Raw genomic sequence first — 25577 nt, 5'->3', positions numbered from 1 at the left:
AGGGTGTATGCCGCGTTTTCGTCTCGATATCGAATATGACGGCAGCCTTTTCGCCGGCTGGCAACACCAGGCGGATCAGCCTTCGGTGCAGCAGGCGATAGAGCAGGCGATCGAGAAATTCTGCGGTGAGGCGGTGCGGATACGCGCCGCCGGCCGCACCGACGCCGGGGTGCATGCGACCGCCCAGGTGGCGCATGTCGACCTCGCCAAGGCATGGCCAAACGACAAGGTGCGCGACGCCGTCAACGCGCACCTGCAGGCGGCAGGCGCGCGCATCGCCATCCTGCAGGCGACGGTTGTCCCCAATGAGTTCGACGCCCGTTTCTCGGCCACCGGACGGCACTATCTCTACCGCATCCTCAACCGGCGCGCGCCTGCAGCGATGGAAAAGGGCAAGGTCTGGTGGGTGCCGAAGCGGCTCGATGCGGACGCCATGCACGAAGCGGCGAAAGTCCTGCTCGGCCGACATGACTTTACCACCTTCCGCTCGACGCAATGCCAGGCCAACAGTCCGGTGCGGACGCTGGAGCGGCTCGATGTAAGCCGCCAGGGCGACCTGATCGAAGTCAGGGCCTCGGCGCGCTCTTTCCTGCACAACCAGGTGCGCTCCATGGTCGGTTCGCTGAAACGCGTCGGCAACGGCGGCTGGACCGCCGCCGACCTCAAGGCCGCGCTCGCGGCGCAAGACCGCGCCGCCTGCGGCCAGGTGGCGCCGCCCGACGGGCTTTTTCTCGTCGGTGTAGACTATCCGGAAAAGTTCTAGGCCGGAGCGGCGGTCGGCACCGTGATGCCGAGCAGCGCCACCAGGCCGAACAAGACGGCCAGAGACACCACCAACATGCCTGCGAACACGGCGCTGCCGACAGCCGCGCCCTTGCCGATCGCGGCGTTGGTCATCCGCCAGGAGAGTACCAGCGACAGCACCACCAGAACCAGCCACACCAATTCGGCAACCGGGTTGCCGGACGGCAGGAAAAGCCTGATCAGCGCTGAAGGCAGCAGCATCCAGGCGGTGATCGCCGACGCCCAGTTGCTGGCGACGACATAGTGGACGAAGCGGTCGCCGATGCCGGCGCGCGATGCGACCAGGGCAAGCACAACCAGGGGCAGCAGCCACGAGCCGAGGTCGACGGTCGCCAGGCGAATCAACATGCCCAGCCGGCCGGCGAACGCATTGGGATCGCCGATCTCGTTGGCCGTGCCGACCCAGCCGACGATCATCGCCGGCGCGGCGACGACGATGGCGAAGAAGGAATTCCAGAAGCCGTCCGCCGACAGGTCGAGCAGCCGCAAGCCGTCGGCCTTCCCGAGCATCAGCCGCCAGGCGCCGTTAAGCGATGAAGAGGTCTCGTCAACCGAAAGCATGATCAGCCCTGCTCGAACCAGTCATCGATGAAGCGCTGGTAGATTTGGGTCAGCGTCTCGAGGTCGGCCAGTGCGACGCGCTCGTCGACCATGTGCATGGTCTTGCCGACCAGGCCGAACTCGACCACCGGGCAATAGTCCTTGATGAAACGCGCATCCGAGGTTCCGCCCGAGGTGGACAGCGCCGGCTCCTTGCCGACCGTCGCCTTGATCGAGCCGCGCAGCGTCTCGATCAGCTTGTCGTCGCGCGTCAGGAAGACATGGCTCGGCCGGTCGCGCCAGATCAGCTCGTAGTCGACCGGCGTCTTGCCGGTCCGGTATTTCTTGCGCTTCGCCGCCTGGTCGAGGCGGTTATGGATCTCGGCCTGCACCGTCTCGGCAGTCCATGTGTCGTTGAAGCGGATGTTGAAGGTGGCTGTCGCCTTGGCCGGAATAACATTGGTCGCCGGGTTGCCGACATCGATCGAGGTCACTTCCAGATTGGTCGGCTGAAAATCCTTCGTGCCCTTGTCGAAGACGGGCGACAGCAAGGCGTCGACCAGGCTGATCAGGCCGCGCACCGGATTGTCGGCGAGCAATGGATAGGCGACATGGCCCTGGCGGCCGTTGACCGTGACACTGCCCGACATCGAGCCACGCCGGCCGATCTTGATCATGTCGCCGAGCGTGTCCGGATTGGTCGGCTCGCCAACGATCGCGGCGTCCCATCTCTCGCCCCTGGCCGCCGCCCAGTCGAGCAGTTTTGTCGTCCCGTTGATCGCCGGCCCCTCCTCGTCGCCGGTAATCAGCAGCGAGACCGAGCCTTTCGGACCACCCTTTTTCTCGACATGGCGCGCCACGGCGGCGATGAAACAGGCGATGCCGCCCTTCATGTCGACGGCGCCGCGGCCATACATCTCGCCCTTGGCGATCTCGGCGGCGAAGGGCGGATGCGTCCACGACGCCTCGTCGCCCGCCGGCACCACGTCGGTATGGCCGGCAAACATCAGATGCGGCCCATTGCCGGAGCGACGCGCGTAGAGGTTCTCGATGTCGGGGGTGCCGTCTTCGGAAAACACCGGGCGTTCGACGGAAAAGCCGAGCGGCTTCAGCATGCCTTCCAGGGCAGCCAGCGCGCCGCCCTCGGCGGGCGTTACGGAGGCGCAGCGTATGAGGGTCGCGAGGTTGGCGGCGGGATCGGTCGGCAGTTTCATGGGCAAAGCGATAGTCGAAAGCGAAAGGCCTGTCACGGCCAGAGATGATGACCGGTCCTGCCGCCGACATTATGGTTTTCCTGTCGTATAGTGCAGGCCAACACGAGATAATCGCATGGCCAACGCCGAAAAGACCATCGTCATTGCCGGCGCCGGCAGCATAGGCTGCTATGTCGGCGGCTGCCTGGCGCTGGCCGGACGCAAGGTGGTGTTTTTGGCGCGGCCAAGCATCGCGACGGTCTTGCTGGACGGCGGCCTGCGCATCACCGATCTCGATAATCGCGACCGATCCATCCGGCCGGAGTCCGTCACCACTGATCCCGCCGCTGCCCTGGCCAGTGCCGACGTGGTGCTGGTGACGGTCAAGAACGGCGCTACCGAGGAGATGGCGTCGCTTGTTGCCGGACATGCGCGCGGCGAAGTCGTGGTGGTCAGCCTCCAGAACGGCGTCGGCAATGCCGACCGGTTACGCGCCGGGCTCGGTGGACGGACTGTGCTCGCCGGCATGGTGCCGTTCAATGTCGTCCAGTCGGCCATAGGCAATTTGCCGCTTCACGTGCATCGCGCCAGCAACGGCAAGGTCATGATCGAAGATGGCGTGACCGGCCTTGCCGGCCTTCTCGATGTCGAAGGGCTTGGCGTGGAAACCCATCCCGACATGAAAGCCGTGCAGTGGGGCAAGCTGCTGATCAACCTCAACAACGCGCTTGTCGCCTTGTCCGGCCTGCCGCTGGCGAGCGAACTTGCCGACCGCCGCTGGCGGCGGATCCTGGCCGGTCAGATCGACGAGGCCCTGGCGGCGATGAAGGCGTTACATATCGCGCCGGCACGAATCGGCGGCTTGCATCCCGTCCTGCTGCCGAAACTGCTCCGGCTGCCGGACTGGCTGTTCCGGCTGGTCGCCCGCCGCATGCTCGCCATCGACCCGCAGGCGCGTTCGTCGATGTGGGACGACCTCCAGCGTGGTCGGCCGACCGAGATCGGTGACCTGCAGGGGGCCGTCCTGAGCCTCGCCGAAAAGGCCGGCACGCCGGCGCCTCTGCTGAAGCGGGTCACCGTGCTGGTGCGGCAGGCCGAGCGGGAAAAGCGCGGCTCACCCGGGCTGACGCCGGAAACCGTCACTGGATAGTCTACTTGCCGCGAGCCTCGGGCGTTGGCCCGCAAAATAGGCGCGTGGGCCCGCCGCGTCACAGCTTTGGTGCGCGCCTCGGAGCCGGCGCTTTGCTCGCCGAGCCTGGCGCCGGCAGGGGCTGCGCAGCCGGGTGGTTCTCGATCAGCGTGATCTTCTGCCAGATCTTGCGCGACAGGTTGGACGCCAGGTTCTCGACGTCGTTGACGCCGTCGATGACCACATCGTCATTGACCGACTGCGCAAACAGCGCCGCGATCTTGCCGGTGATCGACAGCATCTCCGAGCAATAGTCGAGGTAGCGCGCCAGGTCGGCGGCATTGGTGATGCGCGCCGGCGAATGCGCGGTCGGCCTGAAATTGGCGGACAATGCTGCCGGATCCTTGGTCAGCTGGTGCATGTCGATGACATGGATCAGCGATCTCAACCCATGCAGCTGGCGAAACACCCGCTTGCGCTTGATGCGCTCCTCGGTGCGGATCAGCGCCAGCAGGCCGAGCACGGCAAGGATCATCATGTTGATCGTGGCTTCGATGCCTTGCACCGACTGCACCGCATCGTCGGCCTGCGAGATATGGATGAGCGGCAGGATGGTGCCGACGAACAGGAAGATCAGCGCGCCGGCGGCAACAGCGGCGACAATGGCGCCGCGCAGCCACCAGATCGGCGCTTCCAGCGCCTGCGCCGCCTTGGCCAGGTCGCGCGACAGCGACACCAGTTCGGCGGTGACGCCGCGCAGGCCGGCATCGGGAAAACGCTCGGCGACGCGCTCTTCCAGCCGCTCGGCGGTGTCGATGATCAGTTTCGGATCAAGCGTGCGGTAGCGCATGGCGAGATATCCGGTCGGCGCTCATGGTTCAGCCGGCGCGTTGCTGCGTTTGCCGTAGCGGTTCGGACCGGGGTCACCGCGGAAACACGCTAGAACGATGAGAAGAATGGGGCCGATGATAAGAGAGATCAACGCGTAATAAGTCGGCTTGCCGAAATCATGAAACCGCTTTGCGGTTACCGCAAAGCTCGACCATGTCGAGATCAGCAAAACGACCCAGAACACAAGTGCCCAGTTCTGGCTGGTTGCGGTGCCGGGTTCCAGTCTCGACAACTGGTAGAGCGGGAAAAACTGTGCAAGCACCAGCAGCAGCCCGGCGAGCACGTAGGCACTTGGGCTGACGCGCCCTGAGAGGCTGAAGAAAAGCCAGGGAAGTGGTGGTGTGTTGGGCAATCTGGAGCGCTCTGGTTGCTCGGACAGGATCAATCACGCAGCAGTTCGTTGATCGAGGTTTTCGACCGGGTCTTGGCATCGACGCGCTTGACGATGACGGCGCAGTAGAGGCCAGGGCCCGGCTCGTTGTTCGGAAAGGCCTTGCCCGGCATCGAGCCGGCGACGACGACCGAATTCGGCGGCACCTCGCCATAAAACACTTCGCCGGTGGCGCGGTCGACGATCTTGGTCGACTGGCCGATGAACACACCCATTCCGAGCACCGAGCCTTCGCGCACGATGCAGCCCTCGACCACTTCGGAGCGCGCGCCGATGAAGCAATTGTCCTCGATGATGGTCGGGCCGGCCTGCATCGGCTCCAGCACCCCGCCGATGCCTACGCCGCCCGAGAGGTGCACATTCTTGCCGATCTGGGCGCAGGAGCCGACCGAGGCCCAGGTGTCGACCATGGTGCCGCTATCGACATAGGCGCCGACATTGACGAAGGACGGCATCAGCACCGCGCCCGGCGCGACATAGGCCGAGCGGCGCACGATCGAAGACGGCACGGCGCGGAAGCCTGCCTTCTCGAAATCGACCGCGCTCCAGCCGTCGAACTTCGACGCCACCTTGTCCCACCAGACCGCCTGGCCGGGGCCGCCCTTGATGATCTCCATCGGATAGAGCCGGAACGAGAGCAGCACCGCCTTCTTCAGCCATTGGTTGACATGCCATTTGCCATCGGCCTGGCGCTCGGCAACGCGCACGGTGCCACGGTCGAGCAGGTCGAGTGAGGACTGGATGGCGTCGCGCGTTTCGCCCCGGGTCGCGGTCGAAATCGTGTCGCGCTCCTCGAAGGCCTTCTCGATCGTCTTTTCGAGGCTGGCCAGATCAGGCTTCGACATGAATTCGCTCCGTTACCACGCTGTTAAGGCCGTCGGCCTTAACCTTGTTTTGAAAGTCGCGCGGACCCTATGTTAAGGCGTATTGGGGGTCAATCGCGCGTGCGCCATGGGACGGCGCAAGTGAACTGTTGGGACGGGTAGAAAGCATATGACTCCTATGGAAAAGGCGGGATGGACGCCGCTGCCGCATTCGGACGAGGATCTGGAGCGCTCGAAAAGCGTTCCCGACACGCCGCAGACTCGCGCCGAAACCTACCGGCTGGCCTGGAACGATCCCGACTTCATGACGCGCCGGGAGTTGCGCGCTGTGCGCTTGCAGCTTGAGCTCTTGAAACCCGAAATGATCCTGGCCGAGCGCGGCATCCGCTCGACGGTGATCCTGTTCGGCGGCGCGCGTATTCCCGAGCCCGGCGGCGAGGCCTGGGCCGCCAAGAACGAGACGCAGAAGAAAAACCTCGAGGAAAACAGCAAATATTACGAGGAGGCGCGCAAATTCGCCCGCCTCTGCTCACAGCAATCGGCCACGTCCTACTACCGCGAATTCGTCGTCGTCACCGGTGGCGGTCCAGGCGTTATGGAGGCGGGAAATCGCGGCGCCGACGATGTCGGCGCGCCGTCGATCGGCCTCAACATCGTCCTGCCGCACGAGCAGGCGCCGAACGCCTATGTAACCCCGGAGCTGTGCTTCAACTTCCACTATTTCGCCATCCGCAAGATGCATTTCGTGATGCGCGCCAAGGCCGTCGCGGTGTTTCCGGGCGGCTTCGGCACCATGGACGAATTCTTCGAGACGCTGACGCTGATCCAGACCGGCCGCATGGAGCGCGTGCCGGTGATCCTGTTCGGCAAGGCGTTCTGGCAGCGCGCGATCGACCTCGATTTCCTGGCCGAACAAGGCACCATCACGCCCGGTGACCAGGATATCATCGACTTTGTCGACACCGCCGACGAGGCCTGGGGGATTATCAGCCGCTTCTACAAGTTGGGGGAGTAGGGGAACCGGGAATTGAAGAACTGAAGAACCGGATCGGTCTCCCTTTCACCAGTTCTTCAATTCTTCAGCTCCTCAATTCCTCTACCCCCTCCACTATCCCCGTCAGAAACGTCGCCAGATCGTCGGTGACGAAATCGACGTCGTCCTCATTGGCCGGATCGCGTTCCCAGATCTCGGCAAAGGTCGGCTCGAAATTGCGCGGCACCACCAGCACCGTGGTCATGCCCAGTGATTTCGGCACCTCGAGGTTGCGGGCGAGATCCTCGAACATCACCGCATTGTGACCGGTGACGGCGTGCAGTTCGGCAAACTTCTCATAGGTCTGCCGCGACGGCTTCGGCGTCAGCCCGGCGGCGACGATATCGAAAATGTCATCGAAATGGTCGAGTATGCCGAGCTGGCGCGCGGTGCGCTCGGCGTGCCTGCGGTCGCCATTGGTGAAGATGAACTTGCGGCCGGGCAGCTGGCGGATGGCGGTGCCCAGCACCGGATCCGGCACCAGCCACGAATAGTCGATGTCGTGCACCTTTTCGAGAAAATCGTCGGGGTCGATGCCGTGGCGCGTCATCAGCCCGTTCAGCGTCGTGCCATATTCCTGATAGAGTTCCTTCTGCAGCTTGCGCGCTTCCTCGCGCGGCAGCGTCAGCAGTTCTCCTACATAGGCCGTCATCTTGACGTCGATCTGCGAAAACAGATTCGAATGGTGCGGATAAAGCGTGTTGTCGAGGTCGAACACCCAGTCGGTGACATGGGCGAAGCGGGCGGGATCGGGCAGCGTGGTCATGGCGTCCTTATGGCATGAAATATCTGCCGTTCGAACCCCTTTCTGATGTAGAGCTTATCCACAACCTATGTGCATCTAGAGTTGTAAAAATGGGCTCACCATTCAAATTTTAGCCATCACGGAAAGGTGGCCTTCAGGGCTTGCTGGCACAGAGACGGTTCAGTGGGAGCCAGCGATGAGTCGCATAGTTTTAAAGTCCGCCGCCGTCGCATTCGGCTCGGTAGGCATCTCGCTTTTGCTGACGCTGATAATCGTTCCGGCCATGGGTTTTCCGGTCGACCGCACTGTCTGGCTGACATCGACGGTGTGCCCATTGGCGCTCGCCTGGATCGCCTGCGCCAGCACCTTCTGGCAGAGCGACCGACTGAAAAGCGCGCATCGCGATCTCGCCCGCGCGCATGCCCAGCTCGCCGCCGCGCATCGGCGCCTGTCGGCGAAGGCGAGCCGCGACGACATGACCGGCATGCTCAACCGCGAGAGCTTCTTTGCCGCGCTCGACGGTTCACGACGCAAATCCGATCGCGGCGCGCTGCTGATCATCGACGCCGACCATTTCAAGGCGATCAACGACAATTTCGGCCATCTGACCGGCGATGATGCGCTGCTATTGATCGCCAGCGCCATCGAGCGCGGCGTCCGCAGCGGCGACGTGCTCGGCCGCATTGGCGGTGAGGAGTTCGGCGCCTTCCTGGTCGGCGCTACGGAAGCCGAAGCCCGGCGCGTGGCCGAGCGCATCCGCCGTGAAGTCGAGCTGGTCCGCTTTCGTCCGGTCGACGAGCGCACGGTGCCGCTGACCGTCTCGATCGGCGGCATCACCTGTGCGCAAGATGCCGATGTCTCGGACCTGATGCGCGCCGCCGACCGCCGGCTCTACGAGGCCAAGCACCGCGGCCGCAATTTGTCGATCCTCGACCGGGACATTTCCGAAGCTGCCTAGGTGTTGGTGGTGGGGCTGTTAACGGTTCGCCAACATTGTTTCCACGCAACTGCGCCGTTTACCGGGTTGTAACTCGTTTACAGGCAAGGCTTGGCACGGGAATGGCATGTCTGGCCGGTACCTGTGCCGTTCAGGGAACGCCATGCGTGGATCGAAGCCCCCATCCAGAGACGTGTCATGAGTTTCTTCATCAGGAAAATATCGCGCCGCACCATCGTGCAGGCGCTGATTGCGATGCCGGCGCTACAGCTTTTTCGCAAGCAGCCTGACAGCGACCGCCCCCCGGCCGATCCCGACGAGATCGTCGTGGTCAATGGCTGGATCCTGAAGCGGAGCGACCTGGCATGATCTTCGACAGCTATGAGGCGTTTCGAGCCTCGGATTTCAAGCCCAAGGTCTGCATTCTCGGCTCCGGGCCGGCCGGCACCACCATTGCAAGAAAGCTCGGCGCCGCCGGCATTCCGGTCGTGGTGCTGGAGGCCGGCGCACGCGAATTCAGCGACGAGTCGCAGGATTTCTACCGCGGCTCCACGGTCGGCGATCAATATTTCGATCTCGACATCACCCGGCTGCGCTTCATGGGCGGGTCGTCGAACCACTGGGCCGGCTGGTGCCGCGTGCTCGACAAGCAGGACTTTGAGCCCAAGGCATGGGCGCCGGACACCGGCTGGCCAATCGCCCGGACCGACATCGAGCCCTATCTGTCCGAGGTGCACGACATACTCGAGCTTCCCGACTTCAAGCCCGATGTGCCGATTTCAGACGACATACGCTGGGTGCAGCTGATCAAGAGCCCGGCCGTGCGCTTTGGCGAGAAATTCTCCGACGAGCTCGACAAGAGCAAGAACATAGCGCTCGTCCTCAACACCTATGCCACCGAACTTGCCGGCGACGGCAAGCGAGTGACCGGCGCCAGGCTGTGGTCGAACGGCAAGGATGCTGGCGCTTTCAGCGCCGATTATTTCATCGTCTGCGCCGGCGGGCTGGAGAATTCGCGGCTGCTTCTATGGTCGAACCAGCGCTCGAATGGCGGCGTGGTGCCGAACGCCACGGCACTTGGCCGCTACTGGATGGAGCACCCGACCTTCGAGGGCGGCAATGCCATCCTGGCCGATTACAGCGAGTTCGAGGTCGATGCCGTCAACGAGGCGTTCTTCTCGCCGACGCTCGCCGCCATGGAGCGGCTGCAGATCATGAATTTCGGCATACGCCTGATCGAGACGCCCTATGCCGGCGTCAAGAGCCTGATTGCCGACCTTGCCTGCACCGCGCCCGAGGCCGCCGAATGGGTCGCCTACCAGCTCAGCCAGAACCTGCGCTGCGCCGCCCAGCTCTACGTCGCCTGGGAACAGGCGCCGCTGGCCTCGAACCATATCGAATTGTCGAAGACCGATGTCGACCGTGCCGGCGTGCCGCGCATCGAGCTGCACTGGAAGAAGTCGCCGTTGGAGCGCCGCACCATCCTCGAGGGGCTCAAGCTGTTCGGAACGACGCTGATCGAGAAGGACCTCGGCCGCGTCCGCATCATGGACTGGCTGACCAATGGCGAGGACTACCCGACGGATGAGGAACTGGCCGGCCACCACCACATGGGCGGCACGCGCATGGGCACCGATGTCGTCAAGAGCGTGGTCGACGCCAACTGCAAGGTGCACGGCATGGATAATCTCTATGTCGGTGGTTCCTCGGTATTCTGCACCTCTGGCGAATGCAATCCAACGACGACGATCACAGCGCTTGCCTGCCGGCTAGGCGACCATCTGACCAAAGTAATCACGGTGTGACGAAGTCATCCACGGTGTGACGAAGTCATTACCGTCTGATTGTCAAAAAAGCGAACGGCGCGACAGGATTGCTGCCGGCGCTACCCATGCCTTGGTGTCGAAACCCTCGGAAATCAGCGCCAACGAGATCTCCGTCCTCCTTTGTGGGGAGGGATTAAGGGTGGGGGTAGGTGCCGCGCAAACCCTTCAGGATTTGCTAAACCGTCGCTGGATCCAGCGCCGGCTGCCCCTTGCGGCGGGCGACGATCGCCTTGAAATCGGCGGTCCGGAACGCATCGCGCAACACGTCGAAGGACGGCAGCACGAAATAGGCGCGCTGGAACTTGTCGATCTCGTAGCCGGTGCGCATCACCGTTTCGAGGTCGAAGGGCACGTGGTGCGCGTCCGGGCTCGCGACGGCGAACTGCAATTCGGTGAACGACGACATCAGCCCGGCGCCGAAAGCTTTCCGCTTCTGGCCCTCCTCCTGTATCAGCCCGTATTCGGCGGTGTACCAGTAGAGCCGGGTGATCATCTCGTCACCGCCCAGTGCAATCACGCTCTCGGCCTTTTCGCCATACAACTGCATGAAGTCGGCAAACACCGGCTGTGTCAGGATGGGCACATGGCCGAAGAAGTCGTGGAACATGTCGGGTTCGACGATGTAGTCGAGCTCGTCCTTGGTGCGCAGCCAGTTGGTCACCGGAAAGCGCCGGTTGGCGAGATGGTCGAAGAAGGGCGCGGCCGGGATGAGGCCAGGCACTGCGACGATTTCCCAGCCGGTCAGCTTGCGCAGCTTGTCTGAGACCGCGCCGAAATCCGGGATCTTGTCGAGCAGGCCGAGTGCGGCGATCCCATCGAGATAGGAATGGTGCGCCAGCTTCTGCGTCAGCTTGGTCTGCCGGTCGCACAACGTGCGCCACACCGCCTGTTCGTCGGCGCTGTAGTTGTAGCCCTGCGCCACGGTGAAGTCGGAACGGCACACTGAATAGTCGCCACGCAGGCCTTGCGCCGCGCAATCACGGGCATATTCGGCAACGCTCATCGTCGTCATGGCTCTTCTCCCCTGATCGTGACACTTGAATCTGTCCGCAGAGTCTAGCGGCGGCCGGCGAGGCAATTCAGCTTTGATGATGGCTTGGGTCCATGATTTGAGGTAAAAATCACCAAGCAGAAGCTGAAAGAGAGTGAAAATGCCTCAGTTCGACGATTTCGAGATCAAGATGCTGGATGTTCTTCAGCGCGATGGACGCAAGCCCGTGTCCGAACTGGCGCAGGAGATCGGCCTGTCGACGACGCCTTGCGCCCGCCGCTTCGAGGCGCTGCAGGAGGCCGGCATCATCAAGGGCTTTGCCGCCGTGCTCAACCGCCGCGCCGTCGGCCTGATGGTCGAGGTGTTCATCCAGGTGCGCCTCACCAGCCACAGCGACGGTTCGCCCGAAACCTTCATCGCCGCCGTGCAACGCATGGACGAAGTGTCGTCATGCTGGACGATGACCGGCGACCACGATTTCCTGCTGCACGTCATGGTGCCGTCGGTCGACGAACTCAACGCCTTCGTCATGCACCGCCTGATGCGCCTTGCCGGCGTGCGCGACGTTCACACCCAGCTGGTGCTGCAGAACATCAAGGGCCCGGGCCACGTGCCGCTCGCCCACCTCAGGCGGTAGGACACGCATCGCCATTTCTGCGGAAAAGCTGCACGCAAACTGCTGAACGGAGCCCAAATGCGAAACTGAAACGCCGGCCACGCCATGCGGACCGTCGCTCAAAGGTCCGTCATGAACATCGTGCTGATCAATCCGCCGCACACCGCCATCGGCAGCCGCGTGCCCGATGACCATCTGCCACCGCTCGGCCTGCTGGCACTGGGCGGCCCGCTTATCGACGCCGGCCATAAAGTCCGGCTGGTCGATGCCGAATTCGGGCCGATGCCGTTGGAAACGCTGGTGCGCGATGCGCTCAGCGGCCAGCCCGATTGCATCCTGATCGGCCACTCCGGCTCGACCTCGACGCATCCCACCGCGCTCGCGATCGCCCGCATGGTCAAGGCGCTCGAGCCGGCGACGCTGGTGATCTATGGCGGCGTGTTCCCGACCTATCACTGGCGCGACGATGCGCTGGTACACGCAAATGGGCCGCCGCGTCTGGTTCCGCGAGGTCTGGGGTTTTCTGGCCCGCGACCGCCGCCTCAAGGATGGTCCGACGCTGGCTGAGTTCGGGGGCGCGCCGCAGGATGCCGATGAGGAATCCATGGTCGTCATGCGCCCGCCGCTCAAGCCGGCCGAAGCGGCTGTCGCGATCTCGGCCGGCGCCTGACGGGCTCGCTGCCCTTCATACCTACCGTATGCGTATTGACATACGCAGCGTATGTACCCACCTCATGCATACGGGACGTATGTGAGTGCCCCGGACAATGGAGTGAAAATGACCAAACGTGACGCGATCTTTCCTGCCGGCCGGCAGGCTCTCTACGAGATAAATCGCTATTCTGCTGCAATCCGATCAGGCGATCTTTTGTTTGTCTCGGGCCAGGTCGGCAGCCGCGAGGACGGGTCGCCCGAACCTGTCTTCGAAAAGCAGGTCCAGCTTGCCTTCGATAATCTCGCGGCAGTGCTGAAAGCAGCGGGCGCCACGTTCGACGATATAGTCGACGTGACCACCTTCCACACCGATCCGGCAACGCAATGGCCCGTGATCGATGCCGTTCGGCTGAAGGTGTTCGGTGAACCGCCCTACACCAATTGGACGGCGGTCGGCGTCAACTGGTTAGCCGGCTTCGACTTCGAGATAATGGTCATCGCGCGCCTGCCCCAGCCTGCCTAAGGGCTGGCCAGCCGACCAACTGGCCGCCAAGCCAGTTGCCGATCAGGGCACGATTAGCGTGCCGGCGCCGTGTTCGGTGAACAATTCCAGCAGCACCGCATGCGGCGTCTTGCCGTTGAGGATGACGACGCCTTCGACGCCGCGCTCGATCGCCTCGATGCAGGTCTCGACTTTGGGGATCATGCCGCCCGACACCGTGCCGTCCTTGATCAGCGCCTTGGCTTCGGCCACCGTCAGCTCGTCGATCAGCTTCTTGTTCTTGTCGAGCACGCCGGGCACGTCGGTCAGGAACAAAAGGCGCGTCGCCTGGCAGGCGCCGGCGATGGCGCCGGCAAAGGTGTCGGCATTGATGTTGTACGTGTGGCCGTCGCGGCCCGGCGCCACCGGCGCCAGCACCGGGATCATTTCCGAGCGTGCCAGCAGGTCGAGCAGGGTGCGGTCGACCTCGACCGGCTCGCCGACGAAACCGAGATCGAGCACACGCTCGATGTTGGAGTCCGGGTCGATCATGGTCCTGCGCGCCTTTTCGGCGAACACCATGTTGCCGTCCTTGCCGCACAGGCCGATCGCCCATTCGCCCTCGGCGTTGATCAGCGCGACGATCTCCTTGTTGATCGAACCGGCCAGCACCATCTCGACGATCTCGACCGTCTTCTGGTCCGTGACGCGCAGCCCGCCTTCGAACTTGGATTCGATTCCCATCTTGGCCAGCACGGCGCCGATCTGCGGCCCGCCGCCATGGACGACGATCGGGTTGACGCCGGACTGCTTCAGCAGCGCGATGTCACGGGCGAAAGCCTTGCCGAGCTCGATATCGCCCATGGCATGACCGCCATATTTTACCACCACCGTCTTGTGCTCGTAGCGCTGCATATAGGGCAGGGCCCGCGAGAGCAGGGCGGCCTGCATTTCGGCGGTGGCGGTGATCTCCGTCATCGGCATGGTTCCCTGGATGTGGGTAAGGACGGCGGCGTCTTAGCGGGAATTGGCGCAGGCCGCAAACAGCTTTGCTATCACGATGATGAAATCTGCCGGATCAGGCCGGCACCTTGAGCGGCGCCCGCCGCGTCAGTCACCCGGAAATCTTCTCCATCTGCGCGGCGAGCGACAAAAGCGTCCTGCTCGTCGCCGGGGCGGCCGACGGCCTGGATGCCGAGCGGCAGGCCGGCATCGGTGACATGGACCGGCAGCGCGATCGACGGCTGGCCGCTGACATTCTGGATCGCCGGCCGGTGGGTGAACCACAGGCTCTTGTCCATCAATTGCCCAAACAGGGATCTGATCTCCAAGAGACGGGTCAAATGCAATTTGTCGAGCAGGTTTTCGATGAGCTCGTCGGCCCCCTTCGGGTCCATGGCGCCTCAGGCAAGCGGCGGATGCGCAATGATCGGGTTGCCTCGGCGCGCGCGATCGCAGCATCGACAAGGTCCGGCGGCGAGATCTCGCCTCTATGCACCAGCTCCGCCAAGCCGGTTGCATCGTTCTCCCACAGCATCTGTTCGGCCGACATTGCTGTTCCCCTTTCTGCGGAGGCTAACGACAGCCGATTTCCTTGGCACCGACCGGCGATTACTGGCGATCGGGCGCGGACATCGTTTGCGTGGACAACAAGATTTCTGCCTTTGCAAATAAATCGTGATCGCTTAGCTTGTCCGTATGACGCCGCAGGATATCTCCACCCTGATTGTCCGGACCTCGATGAAGGATCGGACTGCGTTCGATCTGCTTTACCGGCAAACCAGTGCGAAACTTTTCGGCGTGTGCCTTCGTGTATTGAAGGATCGCGGAGATGCGGAAGAAGCGCTGCAAGAGGTCTTCGTCAAAGTATGGACGAAGGCGGACCGTTTCGCTGTTTCCGATCTAAGCCCAATCTCCTGGCTGGTGGCCATAGCACGCAATCATGCGATTGATCGCATCCGCTCGCGACGCAAGCCTGCTGCCGATATCGATGCCGCGCTCGACGTGGCTGACCCCGGTCCGGGGCCAGAGGCTATGGTTGTTGCGGGTGGTGAATCCGAGCGCATCTATCAGTGCCTTGAAGAGTTGGAACAAGACCGGGCGCAAGCCGTTCGGGGTGCTTATTTGAACGGCGAAAGTTACGCCGAGCTCGCGGTACGTCACAAGGTTCCGCTCAACACGATGCGGACATGGCTGCGCCGCAGCCTGTTGAAACTTAGAGAATGTCTGGAAAGATGACCCTGGCAGAAGAAAATGGACCGGAACGTGGAGGCGACGACCTGCTCGCAGCCGAATACGTTCTCGGCGTGCTGCCGGCGGATGAGCGCCAGATAGCCTCCGGACGCATCGACGCGGAGACCGGCTTTGCCAGTCTCGTCGATTCCTGGGAAGTGAACCTCTCGCCGATGGCTGCCGCTTATGCTGAGGTAGAGGCGCCGGCCACCATCAAGCCGGCTATCGATCGCCGGCTGTTCTCCTCCACCGCGGCGTCGACGACGGCCCCGAGCGGCAGCCTGTGGTCCAGCCTTAGCTTCTGGCGCGGCCTCACCGCAGCGGCTCTCGCGGCCCTGGTGCTCTATGTCGCCGTGCCTTACGTCAGGTCGCCGGTCGTCGTGCCGCAGGAGCGCCTCGTCGCCTCGCTGGCTGCCGAAGGCAGCGATGTCAAATACCTTGTCGTCTACGACGCTTCCCGCCGCGATGTCGGCCTGTCACTGGTTTCGGGCGAACGCGCCGCCGGCAAGGACTTCGAACTGTGGATGATCGAAGGCAAGAATGCGCCGGTCTCGATGGGCGTCATTCCCGCCGGCCAGGTCACGCACATTCCGGTTACCCCGGCAGTGCAGCAGAAGCTGGCGCAAGGCGCCGTGCTCGCCGTCAGCGTCGAGCCGACGGGCGGTTCGCCGACCGGACAGCCGACCGGACCGGTCGTTGCCGCGGGCGACCTGAAGGGCATCTGATAGATCGTAAAACCATGACGTGATAATGAAGGCAGCGGAAGTACATCTTCCGCTGTTTTCGTTTTGGATACGCTGCTGGAGATTAGAGATTCGATCTCCGGAGATAGTTCGCCGACAAGATAAAGGATAAATTTTTCCCGGCGCGCGGAAACTCAGGCAGTTCTATTCCGTATCTCCTCATGTTCCCGAAAGAGGAAACAATAACCCCGAGGAGTTCGAACACTATGCGTAGAATCGCCACCCTTTTGCTCGCCGGTACCATTGCCGTCTCCGCCCTCGCCACAATCGCCTATGCCGAGAATCCGATGGTTGGCGGCGCCGCCATGTACGCCAACAAGAACATCGTTGAGAACGCCGTCAATTCGAAGGATCACACGACACTGGTCGCCGCCGTCAAGGCTGCCGGCCTGGTCGAGACGCTGCAGGGCGCTGGCCCCTTCACCGTCTTCGCACCGACCAATGAGGCCTTCGCCGCGCTTCCGGCTGGCACGGTCGAGTCGCTGCTCAAGCCCGAGAACAAGGACAAGCTCACCAAGATCCTGACCTGCCATGTCATCGGCGCCAAGGCGATGGGCGCCGATGTCGCCTCGATGGCCAAGGCCGATGGCGGCACCCATAAGGTCAAGACGGTTGGCGGCTGCGAGCTGTCGCTCAAGGCTGACGGCGGCAAGGTCACCGTAACCGACGAGAACGGCAATGTCGCCAATGTCACGATCGCCGATGTCGAGCAGTCGAACGGCGTCATCCACGTCATCGACAAGGTCCTGCTGCCGAAGATGTAACAAAGCCCCTGCCGCCGACGAACAGGCGGTAAGCTCCTGCAGATTGCGCGGCCCCGCCCCCGTGGGCCGAGCAAACGACCGAGCGCTCCATCCCGTCCGCAACAAGCGCGGAGCCGGTGTGGAGCGTTCGTTTGCAGGACAACCGTCACCGGCTTTTGATTTTCCAGTGGCGGCCAGATCTGGCAAAAACAACCCGCAGGAGGATTTCTGTCATGAACCGTCGAGATTTGCTTTTGAGCGGCGCCGCCATCGCTGCCGTGGCCGGCGCGGCGGCAACGTTGCGCATGGGCGGGCCGGCTAAGGCTGCCGAAACCTTCGAGGTCACCAAGACCGACGCCGAGTGGCACGCCATCCTGTCCGACGAAGCCTTCAACGTGCTGCGCAAGGAAGGCACCGAATATCCCGGCACCAGCCCGCTGCTCAACGAGCACCGCAAGGGCATTTTCGCCTGCGCCGGCTGCGACCTGCCGGTCTATTCCTCAGAGACCAAGTTCGATTCCGGCACCGGATGGCCGAGCTTCTGGCAGGAGATCGCCAACGCCGTCGGCAAGACCGAGGACCGTTCGCTCGGCATGACCCGTACAGAGGTCCACTGCCGCCGCTGTGGCGGCCATCTCGGCCATGTCTTCGACGATGGCCCGCCGCCGACCGGCCTGCGCCACTGCATCAACGGCGTTGCGCTCAGCTTCAAGCCGGCCACTGCCTGACCGTTCGGCGTCTTTAGCGGGGTGGGGATTTGGAGCCGGCGTGACGACCGCCTCTTATCTCTTGAAATGGGGCGAAAACAGTCAACTTCAAGAATTGGCAGACGGCTTTTTATGCGTAGATTCCGCAGCCCTTAACGAGAGGGCCAGAACCTATGCAACGAACTGAAGCACGGGCTCGCGACGGCGAGCCCAAATCGACCGCCAAATCGACCGACGGTGTTGATGCGGACCGGCCGCGAATATCCCATTCCGTGGTGATCGCCGGCGGCGGCCCGACCGGGTTGATGCTGGCCGGCGAGCTTTCCCTGGCCGGCATCGATGTCGCCATCGTCGAGCGGCGCGAGAACCAGGATCTCGCGGGCGCGCGCTCGGGCGGCCTGCATTCGCGCACCATCGAGATTTTCGACCAGCGCGGCATTGTCGATCGGTTCCTGTCGCAAGGCCAGACCGCCCAGGTCGCGGGTTTCGCCGGCGTTTCGCTTGACATCAGCGACTTTCCCACCCGCCACAATTACGGGCTGGCGCTGTGGCAAAAGCACATAGAGCGCATCCTTGCTGACTGGGCCGAGGAGCTTGGCGTCACGGTCTACCGTGGCCGCGAGGTGACTGGCTTGGTGCAGGATGGCGGCGGCGTCGATGTCGCGCTGAGCGATGGCAGGTCGCTTCGTGCCGATTATCTTGTCGGCTGCGACGGCGGCAGAAGTCTCGTGCGCAAGGCGGGGGGCATAGAGTTCCCCGGTTCCGAGCCGACAACCAGCAATTTGATCGCCGAGATCGAGGTAACAGAAGAGCCGCAATGGGGTATCCACCGCGATGCCATCGGAATTCACGGCCTCAGCAGACTGGAAGACGGTACGGTACGGGTGCTGGTGACCGAGCGCGAGGTCGGGGCTGGCGGCGAGCCAACTTTGCGCGATCTCAGCGAGGCGCTCATTGCCGTCTACGGCACCGATTATGGCGTCCACAATCCGACATCGCTGGCCCGCTTCACCGACATGACCCGGCAGGCAGCCGCATACCGCAAGGGGCGGGTGCTGCTGGCAGGCGACGCCGCGCACGTGCATCCACCGGACGGTGGACAGGGGCTGCAGACCGGCGTGCAGGACGCGGTCAATCTGGGCTGGAAACTTGCCCAGGTGGTCACGAAAACAGCGCCGGAAAGCCTGCTCGACACCTATCAGGCAGAACGCCACCCGGTTGCCGCGCGCGTGTTGAAAAACACCATGGCGTCAGTCGCGCTGCGTCGCGAAGACGAGCGTACCAAAACGTTGCGCGATACAGTGTCGGAACTGCTCGCTATGGAAGAGCCGCGCAAGCGTTTTGCCGGGATGTTGTCCGGCCTGGACATCCACTACGATCTTGGCGAGGGGCATCCGCTGCTGGGCCGTCGCATGCCGGATCTCGACCTCGTCACCGCTGCCGGTCCGCTGCCGGTTTTCGCGCTGCTGCACGACGCCCGGCCGCTGCTGCTTAATCTTGGTGAGCCCGGCGCTTTTGATATCGGCCCGTGGGTGGAGCGGATTCAGCTGGTCGACGCCAGGTACGATGGCGCATGGGAGCTTCCGGTGCTGGGGGCAGTCGAAGCTCCACGCGCAGTGCTGGTCCGGCCTGACGGTTATGTGGCCTGGGTCGGCGGCCCTGAAGCAGCCGGGCTTACCGACTCGCTGACCAAATGGTTTGGGTCGCCTGCCGCAGCATAGCGCGCCGGGTGTTCGACCAAGGAGCTTGATAACGATCGATGCTTAAGCGTGACCCCGGAAATCGGGGGTGATTTCCGGGGTCACACATGAGGGCGCCAGGCGGGGGGTCCGGCGCGCTCAATGGCCTCCGCCACCGCTGCCCGCGGGCGGCGCCGGCTTGGCGATGACCAGGGTGAAGACCGCCATGGTCGCGAACAGCACGGTCAGCATGGTGAACACATCCATGAACGACAGCAGCGACGCCTGCTGCTGGACCATGCCCGACAGTTTGGAGATCGCCGCCTTGGTGGCGTCGAGACCAGGCGTCTGCTGGAAGTCGAGCGTCATGTTCTGCAGCTTGGCCTGCGCCGCCGCACTGCCCCATTCCACATGCTCGGCCAGCCTGGCGTAGTGGAAGGCGCTGCGATCGATCAGCACGGTGTTGATGACGGCAAGGCCGACCGCACCGCCGAGGTTGCGGGTCAGGTTGAACAGGCCCGACGCGTTCTTCAGCCGGTCCGGCGGCAAGGTGCCGAGCGCAATGTTGTTGATCGGCACCATGCACAGCATCATCGAGCTGCCGCGCAGGATCTGCGGGATCAGCAATTCCCAGAAATCCCAGTCGGCGGTCAGATGCGTCATCCACCATGTGCCGGCAGCGAAACCGAACAGCCCGATCATCATCATGATGCGCAAATCCATCTTGCTCGACAGGATGCCGGAAATCGGCGCAGTGACGAACATCGCCAGGCCGCTGACGAACAGGGCTTCGCCGATCATCAAGGAATCGTAGCCGCGGATGCGTCCGAGGAACACTGGATAGAGATAGGTCAGACCGTACAGGCCGATGCCGATGACGAAGGAGAACAGCGAACCGAAGGCGAAATTGACGTTGGTGAAGGCCCTGAGATCGACGATAGGCTCCTCGGCGGTGAAGGCACGCCAGAAGAACAGCGCCGCACCGACAACCATGATGATGGCGCAGATGAACACGGCCTGTTCCTGCAGCCAGTCATGGTTAGGACCTTCCTCGAGCACATATTCCATGCAGCCGAGAAACGCCGCCATACCGGCAAGGCCCCACCAGTCGAACTTGCTGAACAGGCCGAGATTGGGCTTGTCGAAATCGATCAGGGTCCAGGTCGTAACCGTCACCAGAATGCCTGGAATGACATTGATGAGGAACAGCCAGTGCCACGACATGGCATGGCTGATATAGCCGCCGACGGTCGGGCCGATGGTCGGCGCCAGCGTCGCCACCAGGCCGATCATCGGCGACACCATGGCGCGGCGCGACGGCGGGAAGATGGTGAAGGCGGCGGCGAAAACGCTCGGGATCATGCCGCCCCCGATAAAGCCCTGGATGGCTCGGTAGACGATCATCTGGTCGATGTTGGTGGCGGTCGCGGCCAGCGCGCTGGCCGCCGTGAAGCCGGCCGCGGCGCCTGCAAACAGCACGCGCGTCGACAGCATCCGGCTGAGGAAGCCCGACAGCGGGATCATCACCACTTCGGCGATCAGATAGGCGGTCTGCACCCATGGGATTTCATCGGAACTGGCGCTGAGGCCGGCCTGGATCTCGGCCAGCGAGGCTGAGACGATCTGGATGTCGAGGATCGCCATGAACATGCCGAACACCATCGCCAGGAAGGCGATGAGGCGGCGCGTCGAGATGGTCGTCGGTACCGCCGGCATGGCAGGCACCGGCGCCGCTCCTGCTGTTATGGTTGCGGTTGCCATGGCTTTGCTCCCGGCGTTCGCTCAGTTAGCCGCGGCCGGAGCCGTGCGGCTGTCGACGGCGACAACGACGCTCAGGCCGGCGCGCAGCCTGCCTGCCTTCAGCACATCGGCCGGCACGTCGATGCGAACCGGGATGCGCTGCACCACCTTGGTGAAGTTGCCGGTGGCATTTTCCGGCGGCAGCAGCGAGAACACCGCACCCGAAGCCGGCGCCAGCGACGACACCGTGCCTTCGAAATCATGGCCGTCCGTGGCGTCCACCGAGACCCGCACCTTCTCGCCGGGCACCAGCTTGGCCAGCTGCGTCTCCTTGAAGTTGGCAACGATGTAGAGCTTGTCCAGCGGCACCACGACGGCGAGCTTCTGGCCGGGGCTGACGAGGTCGCCCTGCTCGACCGAGCGGTTGCCGACGACGCCGTCATAAGGCGCCTTGAGCACGGTGAAGGACAGATCGCGCGCGGCCTTGTCGCGGTTCAGCCGCAGCGAAGCCAGCGTGCTGGCCGATTCGGCGCGCTGCGCTTCGAACACGCCGATATTGGCCTGTGCGGCTGCAATCTGCGCGTCGGCGCCGACAAGGGCTGCATTGGCCTGGTCAAGAGCGGTCTGGGCATCGTCCAATTGCGCCTGCGTGCCGACATGCGTCTTGACCAGTTGCGCGGCGCGCTGCTGGGCGCGAGCGGCGTTGTCGGCTGCCGCCTGGTCGGCGACCTTCTGCGCCTGCGCCTGTTGCAGCGAAGCTTGCGCCGCCTTGGTCTGCGCGTCGATACGGTCGAGCGTCTTGGCCAGCGTGGCGATCTGCGCCTCCGCCTGGGCAACGGCTATTCTGTAGTCGCCGTCGTCGATCGTCAGCAGCGGATCGCCGGCCTTGACCTGCTGGTTCTCCGAGACCTTGACTTGATCGACATAGCCGGAAATCTTCGGCGAGACGAACGACATGTCGGCCTGGACATAGGCATCGTCGGTCGAGATCAGGAACCGGCCGTCGGTCCAGTAATTATAGCCATACCAGGCGCCGGCGCTGAGCAGAGCGAGGCCGATGATCGGCAGCATGAACGAGCGAGCCGACCGCTTTTTCTTGGCCGGCGCCTCGGCCAAAACTTCGGCGGCAGGCTTGATGGGCGCTTCCGGCGCTTCGATAACCGGCGAGACCTTGGCGTTGGGAAAGGGGCGGACTTCGGCGGTGGTTGGCGTGTTCGAGGACATGATATCTCGCTACCGTAGCTACATAAGGAAAATGTGTTATACTGAACCGTTCGGTTCGATGCGAACGTTGACATAGCGCTAAAGCAGGCCCATATCAAGAGCAATCGAACCGCTCGGTTCGAATTATTTCGCGAGGTGTGACTTTAATGGCCGACACGTTACCCGACGTCGAAAATGATCGGTGCGATGTGCTGGATAGTGCGCGTCGCGGCCGCCCGGCGGCGGGCCAGGATCCGGTCAAGCGCAGCCAGATCATTGAGGGCGCGCGGCGCGTGTTCATCGACAAGGGCTTCGAAGCGGCGTCGATGAACGACATTACCCGCGAGGCCGGCGTCTCCAAGGGCACGATCTATGTCTACTTCGCCAACAAGGAAGAGCTGTTCGAGGCGCTGATCGAGGAAGAGCGCGGCACCATCTTCAAGAACATGTACGACATGCTCGACCGCGCCGACGATCTGCGCCAGACGCTGGTGGAATTCGGCAAGGTGCTGTCGATGAAGATCACCTCGGCCAAGGTCATCCAGGCGCAACGCACCGTGATCGGCGCCTCCGACAGGATACCGGACATGGGCGCGCGGTTTTACGAACGTGGCCCCAAACGCGGCCACGACAAGGTGGTCAAGTTCCTCAATGCAGCCATCGAACGCGGCCTGCTCAAGATCGATGATGTCGATCTTGCCGCCTATCAATTCACCGAACTGTGCCTCGCCGGCCTGTTTCGCCAGTGCATCTTCGCCTACCGCACCACGGCGCCGAGCCAGGATGAAATCGACCACATCGTGCGGTCGGGCGTCAGCCTGTTCCTGAAGTCCTACGGCACCGAAAAGCTTGCCGAGGAAGAAAGCCATCAGATGATCGCGCTCGAGGCGAAGTCCAAGGCAAAGGCCTAGTTAGCCAAAGGTCTTTTTTCGCAACTCCGGACGGAAAACCGCTTCACACTTTTCCCGGAGTTACTTTTAACCGCCATTGGCCGCCAGCACGATCGCCGCGCGCAGTTCGTCCAGACCCTCGCCCTTTTCCGACGACGTGGCGAGCACGAACGGAAACGCCGCCGGCCGCTTCTTGATCTTCAGTAATGTCTCTTCGATCAGCTGCGGCACGCCGGCGGCCTTGATCTTGTCGGTCTTGGTCAGCACGATCTGGTAGGACACCGCCGCCTTGTCGAGCAGCGACAGCACTTCGTCGTCCTTGGCTTTGATGCCATGGCGGGAATCGATCAGCACATAGACCCGCTTCAGCGTCACGCGGCCCTTGAGATAGTCGAAGACCAGCTTGGTCCAATCGTCCACCTTTTCCTTCGGCGCGCTGGCATAGCCGTAGCCCGGCATGTCGACCAGCGCCATTGGCGGCAGGTCGGTGCCTTCGCCGGAAAACCCGCCCGGCACGAAATAGTTGAGCTCCTGCGTGCGCCCCGGCGTGTTGGAGGTGCGCGCCAGCCCGTTATGGCCGACGAGCGCATTGATCAGCGACGACTTGCCGACATTGGAGCGGCCGGCAAAGGCGATCTCAGGCGGCCCCTCCGGCGGCAGGAACTTCATCGCCGGCACGCCGCGGATGAAGATCCACCCCTTGGTGAACAGGTCGGTGCCGATGACGGTGTTGCCCAGCGCGTTCAAATTGCTGCCTCCAGCCTCGAAATATCGGCGCCCCGGATGGCGTTGAGGTTGCGGCCGATCTTGTCCACCGGCCAATTCCACCACGCCACAGCCAGCAACCGCCGCACCGTCCTGTCGTCGAAACGCATCTTCACCACCTTTGCCGCATTGCCGGCGACGATCGCATAGGCCGGCACGTCATGCGTCACCACCGATTTCGCCGCCACGATGGCGCCATTGCCGACCGACACGCCGGGCATGATCACCGCATCCATGCCGATCCATACATCATTGCCGACCACCGTGTCGCCGCGCACTTCCTGTGACCACGTCTTCGGGTCGAAGCCTTGCTCCCAGCCATGACCGAAAATGTTGAACGGATAGGTGGAAAAGCCGGACATGGCATGGTTGGCGCCGTTCATGATGAAGCGCGCGCCCTCCGCGATGGCGCAGAACTTGCCGATGATCAGCTTGTCGCCGATGAAGGGATAATGATGCAGCACGCATCGCTCGGCGAATTTGTCCGGTCCGTCAGGATCGTCATAGTAGGTGAACTCGCCGATCTCGATATTCGGCGCGGTGACCAGGGGCTTGAGGAAGCCGACGCGGGTGTGCATCGGGATGGGGTGTTTGATGTCTGGGTTGGGTCCGTCCATGGCGAGATCCGTCGAGAGTGGCGCAAATTTAAGCCGCCATTCTAGATGGCGTGATCCGCCCTATAGCACCAATCGCCCGATGAGCGAGCCCTGCTGGGCTTCGATGTTCAGTTCGTGCCGCGGCAGATCACGATCAGGTCGACCGCCGCCGTCGGCTAAGGCGCCCTGAAACCCAAAAAAAACGGGGCCCTGCGAAGGACAAGCAGGACCCCGGTGGTGTCGAAGACGGCTTCAAAAGAATGGCACCTCCTCGTGAGGTGGGGAAGGCAGACCGAGAAAGCCCGTCGCAGCCCGCCGTCATTCCCCGTTGCGTAAAGCCGTTACTTCGGCAACAGCACCTTGTTGACGACGTGGATGACGCCGTTCGACTGGTTGACGTCGGCGACCGTCACCTTGGCGGCGCCGCCGGACTCGTCGACGATGTAGAGCGAGCCGCCCTTGACCTCGGCGATCAGCGTGTCGCCGCTAACGGTCTTCATCTCATACTTGCCGCTCATCGCCTTGGCCTTGGTCATCATCTCCTTGGCCGAGATCTTGCCGGCCACGACATGGGCGGTCAGGATCTTGGTCAGCTTGTCCTTGTTTTCGGGCTTCACCAGCGTGGCGACGGTGCCGGCCGGCAGTTTCTTGAAGGCGGAATCGGTCGGCGCAAACACCGTGAAGGGTCCCGCGCTTTCCAGCGTGTCGACCAGGCCGGCGGCCTTGACGGCGGCAACCAGCGTCTTGTGGATCGGCGAGTTGAGGGCGTTCTCGACGATGTTCTTGGAGGTCAGCATCGCAGCGCCGCCAACGGCGGGATTGGCGAGCGTATAGGCCGTCGTAGCTGCGAGGCCCGATAGAGCCAGGCCGGCGGAAAAGCAGAATGCCTTGAGGATGGACTTTGCCATTGGAGAACCCTTCTGGTGCGACAATTGTTGATTCGATTGTCGGGAAGAGTTACGCGGCGATTGCGGGAAAGTTTCGGTGCAGAGTAAAAAACGATAATGATAACAAACACTTAAAGGCGAATGCCCATTCCACGCGCCGCCCCGCGATGGACATGACGGGGTCACGGATCAAAAACAGCGGTCTTCGGATTAGAGCTGATCGGTGTTGATCGGCCTTGGCGGTACAAGCAGCAGCCACGCCGGTTGCACGCCGCAAGTTTCGCGCCTCACGGGAACGTGATGCGCGCCTCGTCCACAAAAAACACCGGACGAGCCG

28 protein-coding genes and 1 pseudogene are annotated in these 25577 nt (G+C 63.0%); 15 read left to right on the top strand and 14 right to left on the bottom strand.

The annotated features are described in order from the left end of the window. Positions 1 to 7 precede the first annotated feature (7 nt). Positions 8 to 763 (top strand): tRNA pseudouridine(38-40) synthase TruA, encoded by a 756-nt coding sequence (truA, locus tag NKL06_RS16135; protein WP_023692999.1) that lies wholly within the window; start codon positions 8 to 10, stop codon positions 761 to 763. Here the strand turns inward: truA and NKL06_RS16130 are convergent. Next, the gene (locus NKL06_RS16130; protein WP_023673217.1) at positions 760 to 1365 is read right to left on the bottom strand and encodes a hypothetical protein; all 606 of its coding nucleotides are present in this window, start codon (positions 1363 to 1365) and stop codon (positions 760 to 762) included. The genes truA and NKL06_RS16130 overlap by 4 nt on opposite strands. Before the next feature lie 2 nt (positions 1366 to 1367). Continuing rightward, a complete protein-coding gene (gene dapE / locus NKL06_RS16125) occupies positions 1368 to 2558 on the bottom strand; it encodes a succinyl-diaminopimelate desuccinylase (RefSeq protein ID WP_023673218.1) in 1191 nt (396 codons plus the stop codon). Positions 2559 to 2673: 115 nt separating this feature from the next. Here dapE and NKL06_RS16120 point away from each other — a divergent pair, with 115 nt between their 5' ends. Beyond that, entirely contained in the window at positions 2674 to 3687 is a 1014-nt protein-coding gene (locus NKL06_RS16120; RefSeq protein WP_023693000.1) for a 2-dehydropantoate 2-reductase, read from the top strand. Between the two features lie 58 nt (positions 3688 to 3745). Here NKL06_RS16120 and NKL06_RS16115 read toward each other — a convergent pair whose 3' ends face one another. The 3 genes from NKL06_RS16115 to dapD are packed head-to-tail and all read right to left on the bottom strand — an operon-like array spanning position 3746 to position 5793. Beyond that, positions 3746 to 4516 carry a hypothetical protein gene (locus NKL06_RS16115; RefSeq protein ID WP_023693001.1) on the bottom strand — a complete coding sequence of 257 codons (771 nt, stop codon included), beginning with the start codon at positions 4514 to 4516 and terminating at the stop codon, positions 3746 to 3748. A 21-nt stretch (positions 4517 to 4537) separates the two neighbouring features. After that, on the bottom strand, positions 4538 to 4942 hold the full coding sequence (locus tag NKL06_RS16110; RefSeq protein WP_081725464.1) for a DUF805 domain-containing protein: 405 nt from the start codon (positions 4940 to 4942) through the stop codon (positions 4538 to 4540). After that, on the bottom strand, positions 4939 to 5793 hold the full coding sequence (gene dapD / locus NKL06_RS16105) for a 2,3,4,5-tetrahydropyridine-2,6-dicarboxylate N-succinyltransferase (protein WP_023673222.1): 855 nt from the start codon (positions 5791 to 5793) through the stop codon (positions 4939 to 4941). The genes NKL06_RS16110 and dapD overlap by 4 nt, the downstream gene beginning before the upstream one ends. Before the next feature lie 148 nt (positions 5794 to 5941). On the opposite strand from dapD, the gene NKL06_RS16100 reads away from it, so the two are divergent. Then, positions 5942 to 6787 carry an LOG family protein gene (locus NKL06_RS16100; protein ID WP_023681343.1) on the top strand — a complete coding sequence of 282 codons (846 nt, stop codon included), beginning with the start codon at positions 5942 to 5944 and terminating at the stop codon, positions 6785 to 6787. Positions 6788 to 6851: 64 nt separating this feature from the next. Here NKL06_RS16100 and NKL06_RS16095 read toward each other — a convergent pair whose 3' ends face one another. After that, positions 6852 to 7571 carry a pyrimidine 5'-nucleotidase gene (locus NKL06_RS16095; RefSeq protein WP_023681344.1) on the bottom strand — a complete coding sequence of 240 codons (720 nt, stop codon included), beginning with the start codon at positions 7569 to 7571 and terminating at the stop codon, positions 6852 to 6854. A 175-nt stretch (positions 7572 to 7746) separates the two neighbouring features. Here NKL06_RS16095 and NKL06_RS16090 point away from each other — a divergent pair, with 175 nt between their 5' ends. The 3 genes from NKL06_RS16090 to NKL06_RS16080 all read left to right on the top strand — a co-directional run bounded on the left by NKL06_RS16090 (position 7747) and on the right by NKL06_RS16080 (position 10292). Next, positions 7747 to 8508, top strand: coding sequence for a GGDEF domain-containing protein (locus NKL06_RS16090; RefSeq protein ID WP_023693002.1), 762 nt, complete (start codon positions 7747 to 7749; stop codon positions 8506 to 8508). A 177-nt stretch (positions 8509 to 8685) separates the two neighbouring features. Continuing rightward, positions 8686 to 8856 (top strand): hypothetical protein, encoded by a 171-nt coding sequence (locus NKL06_RS16085; protein ID WP_023681346.1) that lies wholly within the window; start codon positions 8686 to 8688, stop codon positions 8854 to 8856. Next, positions 8853 to 10292: a GMC oxidoreductase gene (locus NKL06_RS16080; protein ID WP_023693003.1), complete on the top strand. Its 1440-nt coding sequence runs from the start codon at positions 8853 to 8855 to the stop codon at positions 10290 to 10292. Before NKL06_RS16085 ends, NKL06_RS16080 begins: the two co-directional genes overlap by 4 nt. Before the next feature lie 196 nt (positions 10293 to 10488). Here the strand turns inward: NKL06_RS16080 and phhA are convergent, their stop codons facing one another. Beyond that, positions 10489 to 11325 (bottom strand): phenylalanine 4-monooxygenase, encoded by an 837-nt coding sequence (gene phhA / locus NKL06_RS16075; RefSeq protein WP_023693004.1) that lies wholly within the window; start codon positions 11323 to 11325, stop codon positions 10489 to 10491. A gap of 139 nt (positions 11326 to 11464) precedes the next feature. On the opposite strand from phhA, the gene NKL06_RS16070 reads away from it, so the two are divergent. From NKL06_RS16070 to NKL06_RS16060, 3 genes and pseudogenes are all read left to right on the top strand, one after another. Beyond that, positions 11465 to 11941 (top strand): Lrp/AsnC family transcriptional regulator, encoded by a 477-nt coding sequence (locus NKL06_RS16070; RefSeq protein WP_023687465.1) that lies wholly within the window; start codon positions 11465 to 11467, stop codon positions 11939 to 11941. Between the two features lie 111 nt (positions 11942 to 12052). Beyond that, a pseudogene (locus NKL06_RS16065) lies at positions 12053 to 12385 on the top strand (cobalamin-dependent protein); the annotation flags it as partial. 313 nt (positions 12386 to 12698) lie between these two features. After that, entirely contained in the window at positions 12699 to 13097 is a 399-nt protein-coding gene (locus tag NKL06_RS16060; protein ID WP_023693006.1) for a RidA family protein, read from the top strand. Positions 13098 to 13139: 42 nt separating this feature from the next. Here the strand turns inward: NKL06_RS16060 and argB are convergent, their stop codons facing one another. Together argB and NKL06_RS16050 are read right to left on the bottom strand one after the other, a co-directional pair. Then, positions 13140 to 14033, bottom strand: coding sequence for an acetylglutamate kinase (gene argB, locus NKL06_RS16055; protein ID WP_023693007.1), 894 nt, complete (start codon positions 14031 to 14033; stop codon positions 13140 to 13142). A 77-nt stretch (positions 14034 to 14110) separates the two neighbouring features. Then, positions 14111 to 14452 (bottom strand): amidase family protein, encoded by a 342-nt coding sequence (locus NKL06_RS16050; RefSeq protein WP_023693008.1) that lies wholly within the window; start codon positions 14450 to 14452, stop codon positions 14111 to 14113. Positions 14453 to 14753: 301 nt separating this feature from the next. Between NKL06_RS16050 and NKL06_RS16045 the strand changes: the two genes are divergently transcribed. From NKL06_RS16045 to NKL06_RS16025, 5 genes are all read left to right on the top strand, one after another. After that, positions 14754 to 15293: a sigma-70 family RNA polymerase sigma factor gene (locus NKL06_RS16045; RefSeq protein WP_023693009.1), complete on the top strand. Its 540-nt coding sequence runs from the start codon at positions 14754 to 14756 to the stop codon at positions 15291 to 15293. Next, the gene (locus NKL06_RS16040; protein WP_023693010.1) at positions 15290 to 16012 is read left to right on the top strand and encodes an anti-sigma factor; all 723 of its coding nucleotides are present in this window, start codon (positions 15290 to 15292) and stop codon (positions 16010 to 16012) included. Before NKL06_RS16045 ends, NKL06_RS16040 begins: the two co-directional genes overlap by 4 nt. Before the next feature lie 224 nt (positions 16013 to 16236). Further along, positions 16237 to 16794: a fasciclin domain-containing protein gene (locus NKL06_RS16035; RefSeq protein ID WP_023693011.1), complete on the top strand. Its 558-nt coding sequence runs from the start codon at positions 16237 to 16239 to the stop codon at positions 16792 to 16794. Positions 16795 to 17006: 212 nt separating this feature from the next. Then, entirely contained in the window at positions 17007 to 17501 is a 495-nt protein-coding gene (gene msrB, locus NKL06_RS16030; protein ID WP_023693012.1) for a peptide-methionine (R)-S-oxide reductase MsrB, read from the top strand. Between the two features lie 152 nt (positions 17502 to 17653). Beyond that, positions 17654 to 19201, top strand: a complete 1548-nt coding sequence (locus NKL06_RS16025) for an FAD-dependent monooxygenase (protein ID WP_031208456.1) — start codon at positions 17654 to 17656, stop codon at positions 19199 to 19201. Positions 19202 to 19318: 117 nt separating this feature from the next. Here the strand turns inward: NKL06_RS16025 and NKL06_RS16020 are convergent, their stop codons facing one another. Together NKL06_RS16020 and NKL06_RS16015 are read right to left on the bottom strand one after the other, a co-directional pair. Next, positions 19319 to 20920 (bottom strand): DHA2 family efflux MFS transporter permease subunit, encoded by a 1602-nt coding sequence (locus NKL06_RS16020; protein WP_023693014.1) that lies wholly within the window; start codon positions 20918 to 20920, stop codon positions 19319 to 19321. A 21-nt stretch (positions 20921 to 20941) separates the two neighbouring features. After that, entirely contained in the window at positions 20942 to 22123 is a 1182-nt protein-coding gene (locus NKL06_RS16015) for an HlyD family secretion protein (RefSeq protein WP_023693015.1), read from the bottom strand. A 146-nt stretch (positions 22124 to 22269) separates the two neighbouring features. Here NKL06_RS16015 and NKL06_RS16010 point away from each other — a divergent pair, with 146 nt between their 5' ends. Beyond that, complete coding sequence (locus tag NKL06_RS16010) at positions 22270 to 23013, top strand: TetR/AcrR family transcriptional regulator (protein ID WP_023693016.1); 744 nt, start codon at positions 22270 to 22272, stop codon at positions 23011 to 23013. Positions 23014 to 23079: 66 nt separating this feature from the next. Here the strand turns inward: NKL06_RS16010 and yihA are convergent, their stop codons facing one another. The 3 genes from yihA to NKL06_RS15995 all read right to left on the bottom strand — a co-directional run bounded on the left by yihA (position 23080) and on the right by NKL06_RS15995 (position 25261). Beyond that, positions 23080 to 23739, bottom strand: coding sequence for a ribosome biogenesis GTP-binding protein YihA/YsxC (yihA, locus tag NKL06_RS16005; RefSeq protein WP_023673242.1), 660 nt, complete (start codon positions 23737 to 23739; stop codon positions 23080 to 23082). Beyond that, entirely contained in the window at positions 23736 to 24374 is a 639-nt protein-coding gene (locus tag NKL06_RS16000) for a CatB-related O-acetyltransferase (protein ID WP_023673243.1), read from the bottom strand. The genes yihA and NKL06_RS16000 overlap by 4 nt, the downstream gene beginning before the upstream one ends. A gap of 320 nt (positions 24375 to 24694) precedes the next feature. Then, the gene (locus NKL06_RS15995) at positions 24695 to 25261 is read right to left on the bottom strand and encodes a fasciclin domain-containing protein (RefSeq protein ID WP_023693017.1); all 567 of its coding nucleotides are present in this window, start codon (positions 25259 to 25261) and stop codon (positions 24695 to 24697) included. Positions 25262 to 25577: the final 316 nt, after the last annotated feature.

Source organism: Mesorhizobium sp. C268A (assembly GCF_040324475.1).
GTDB lineage: Bacteria > Pseudomonadota > Alphaproteobacteria > Rhizobiales > Rhizobiaceae > Mesorhizobium.
This window is presented reverse-complemented; position numbering and strand designations above follow the sequence as displayed.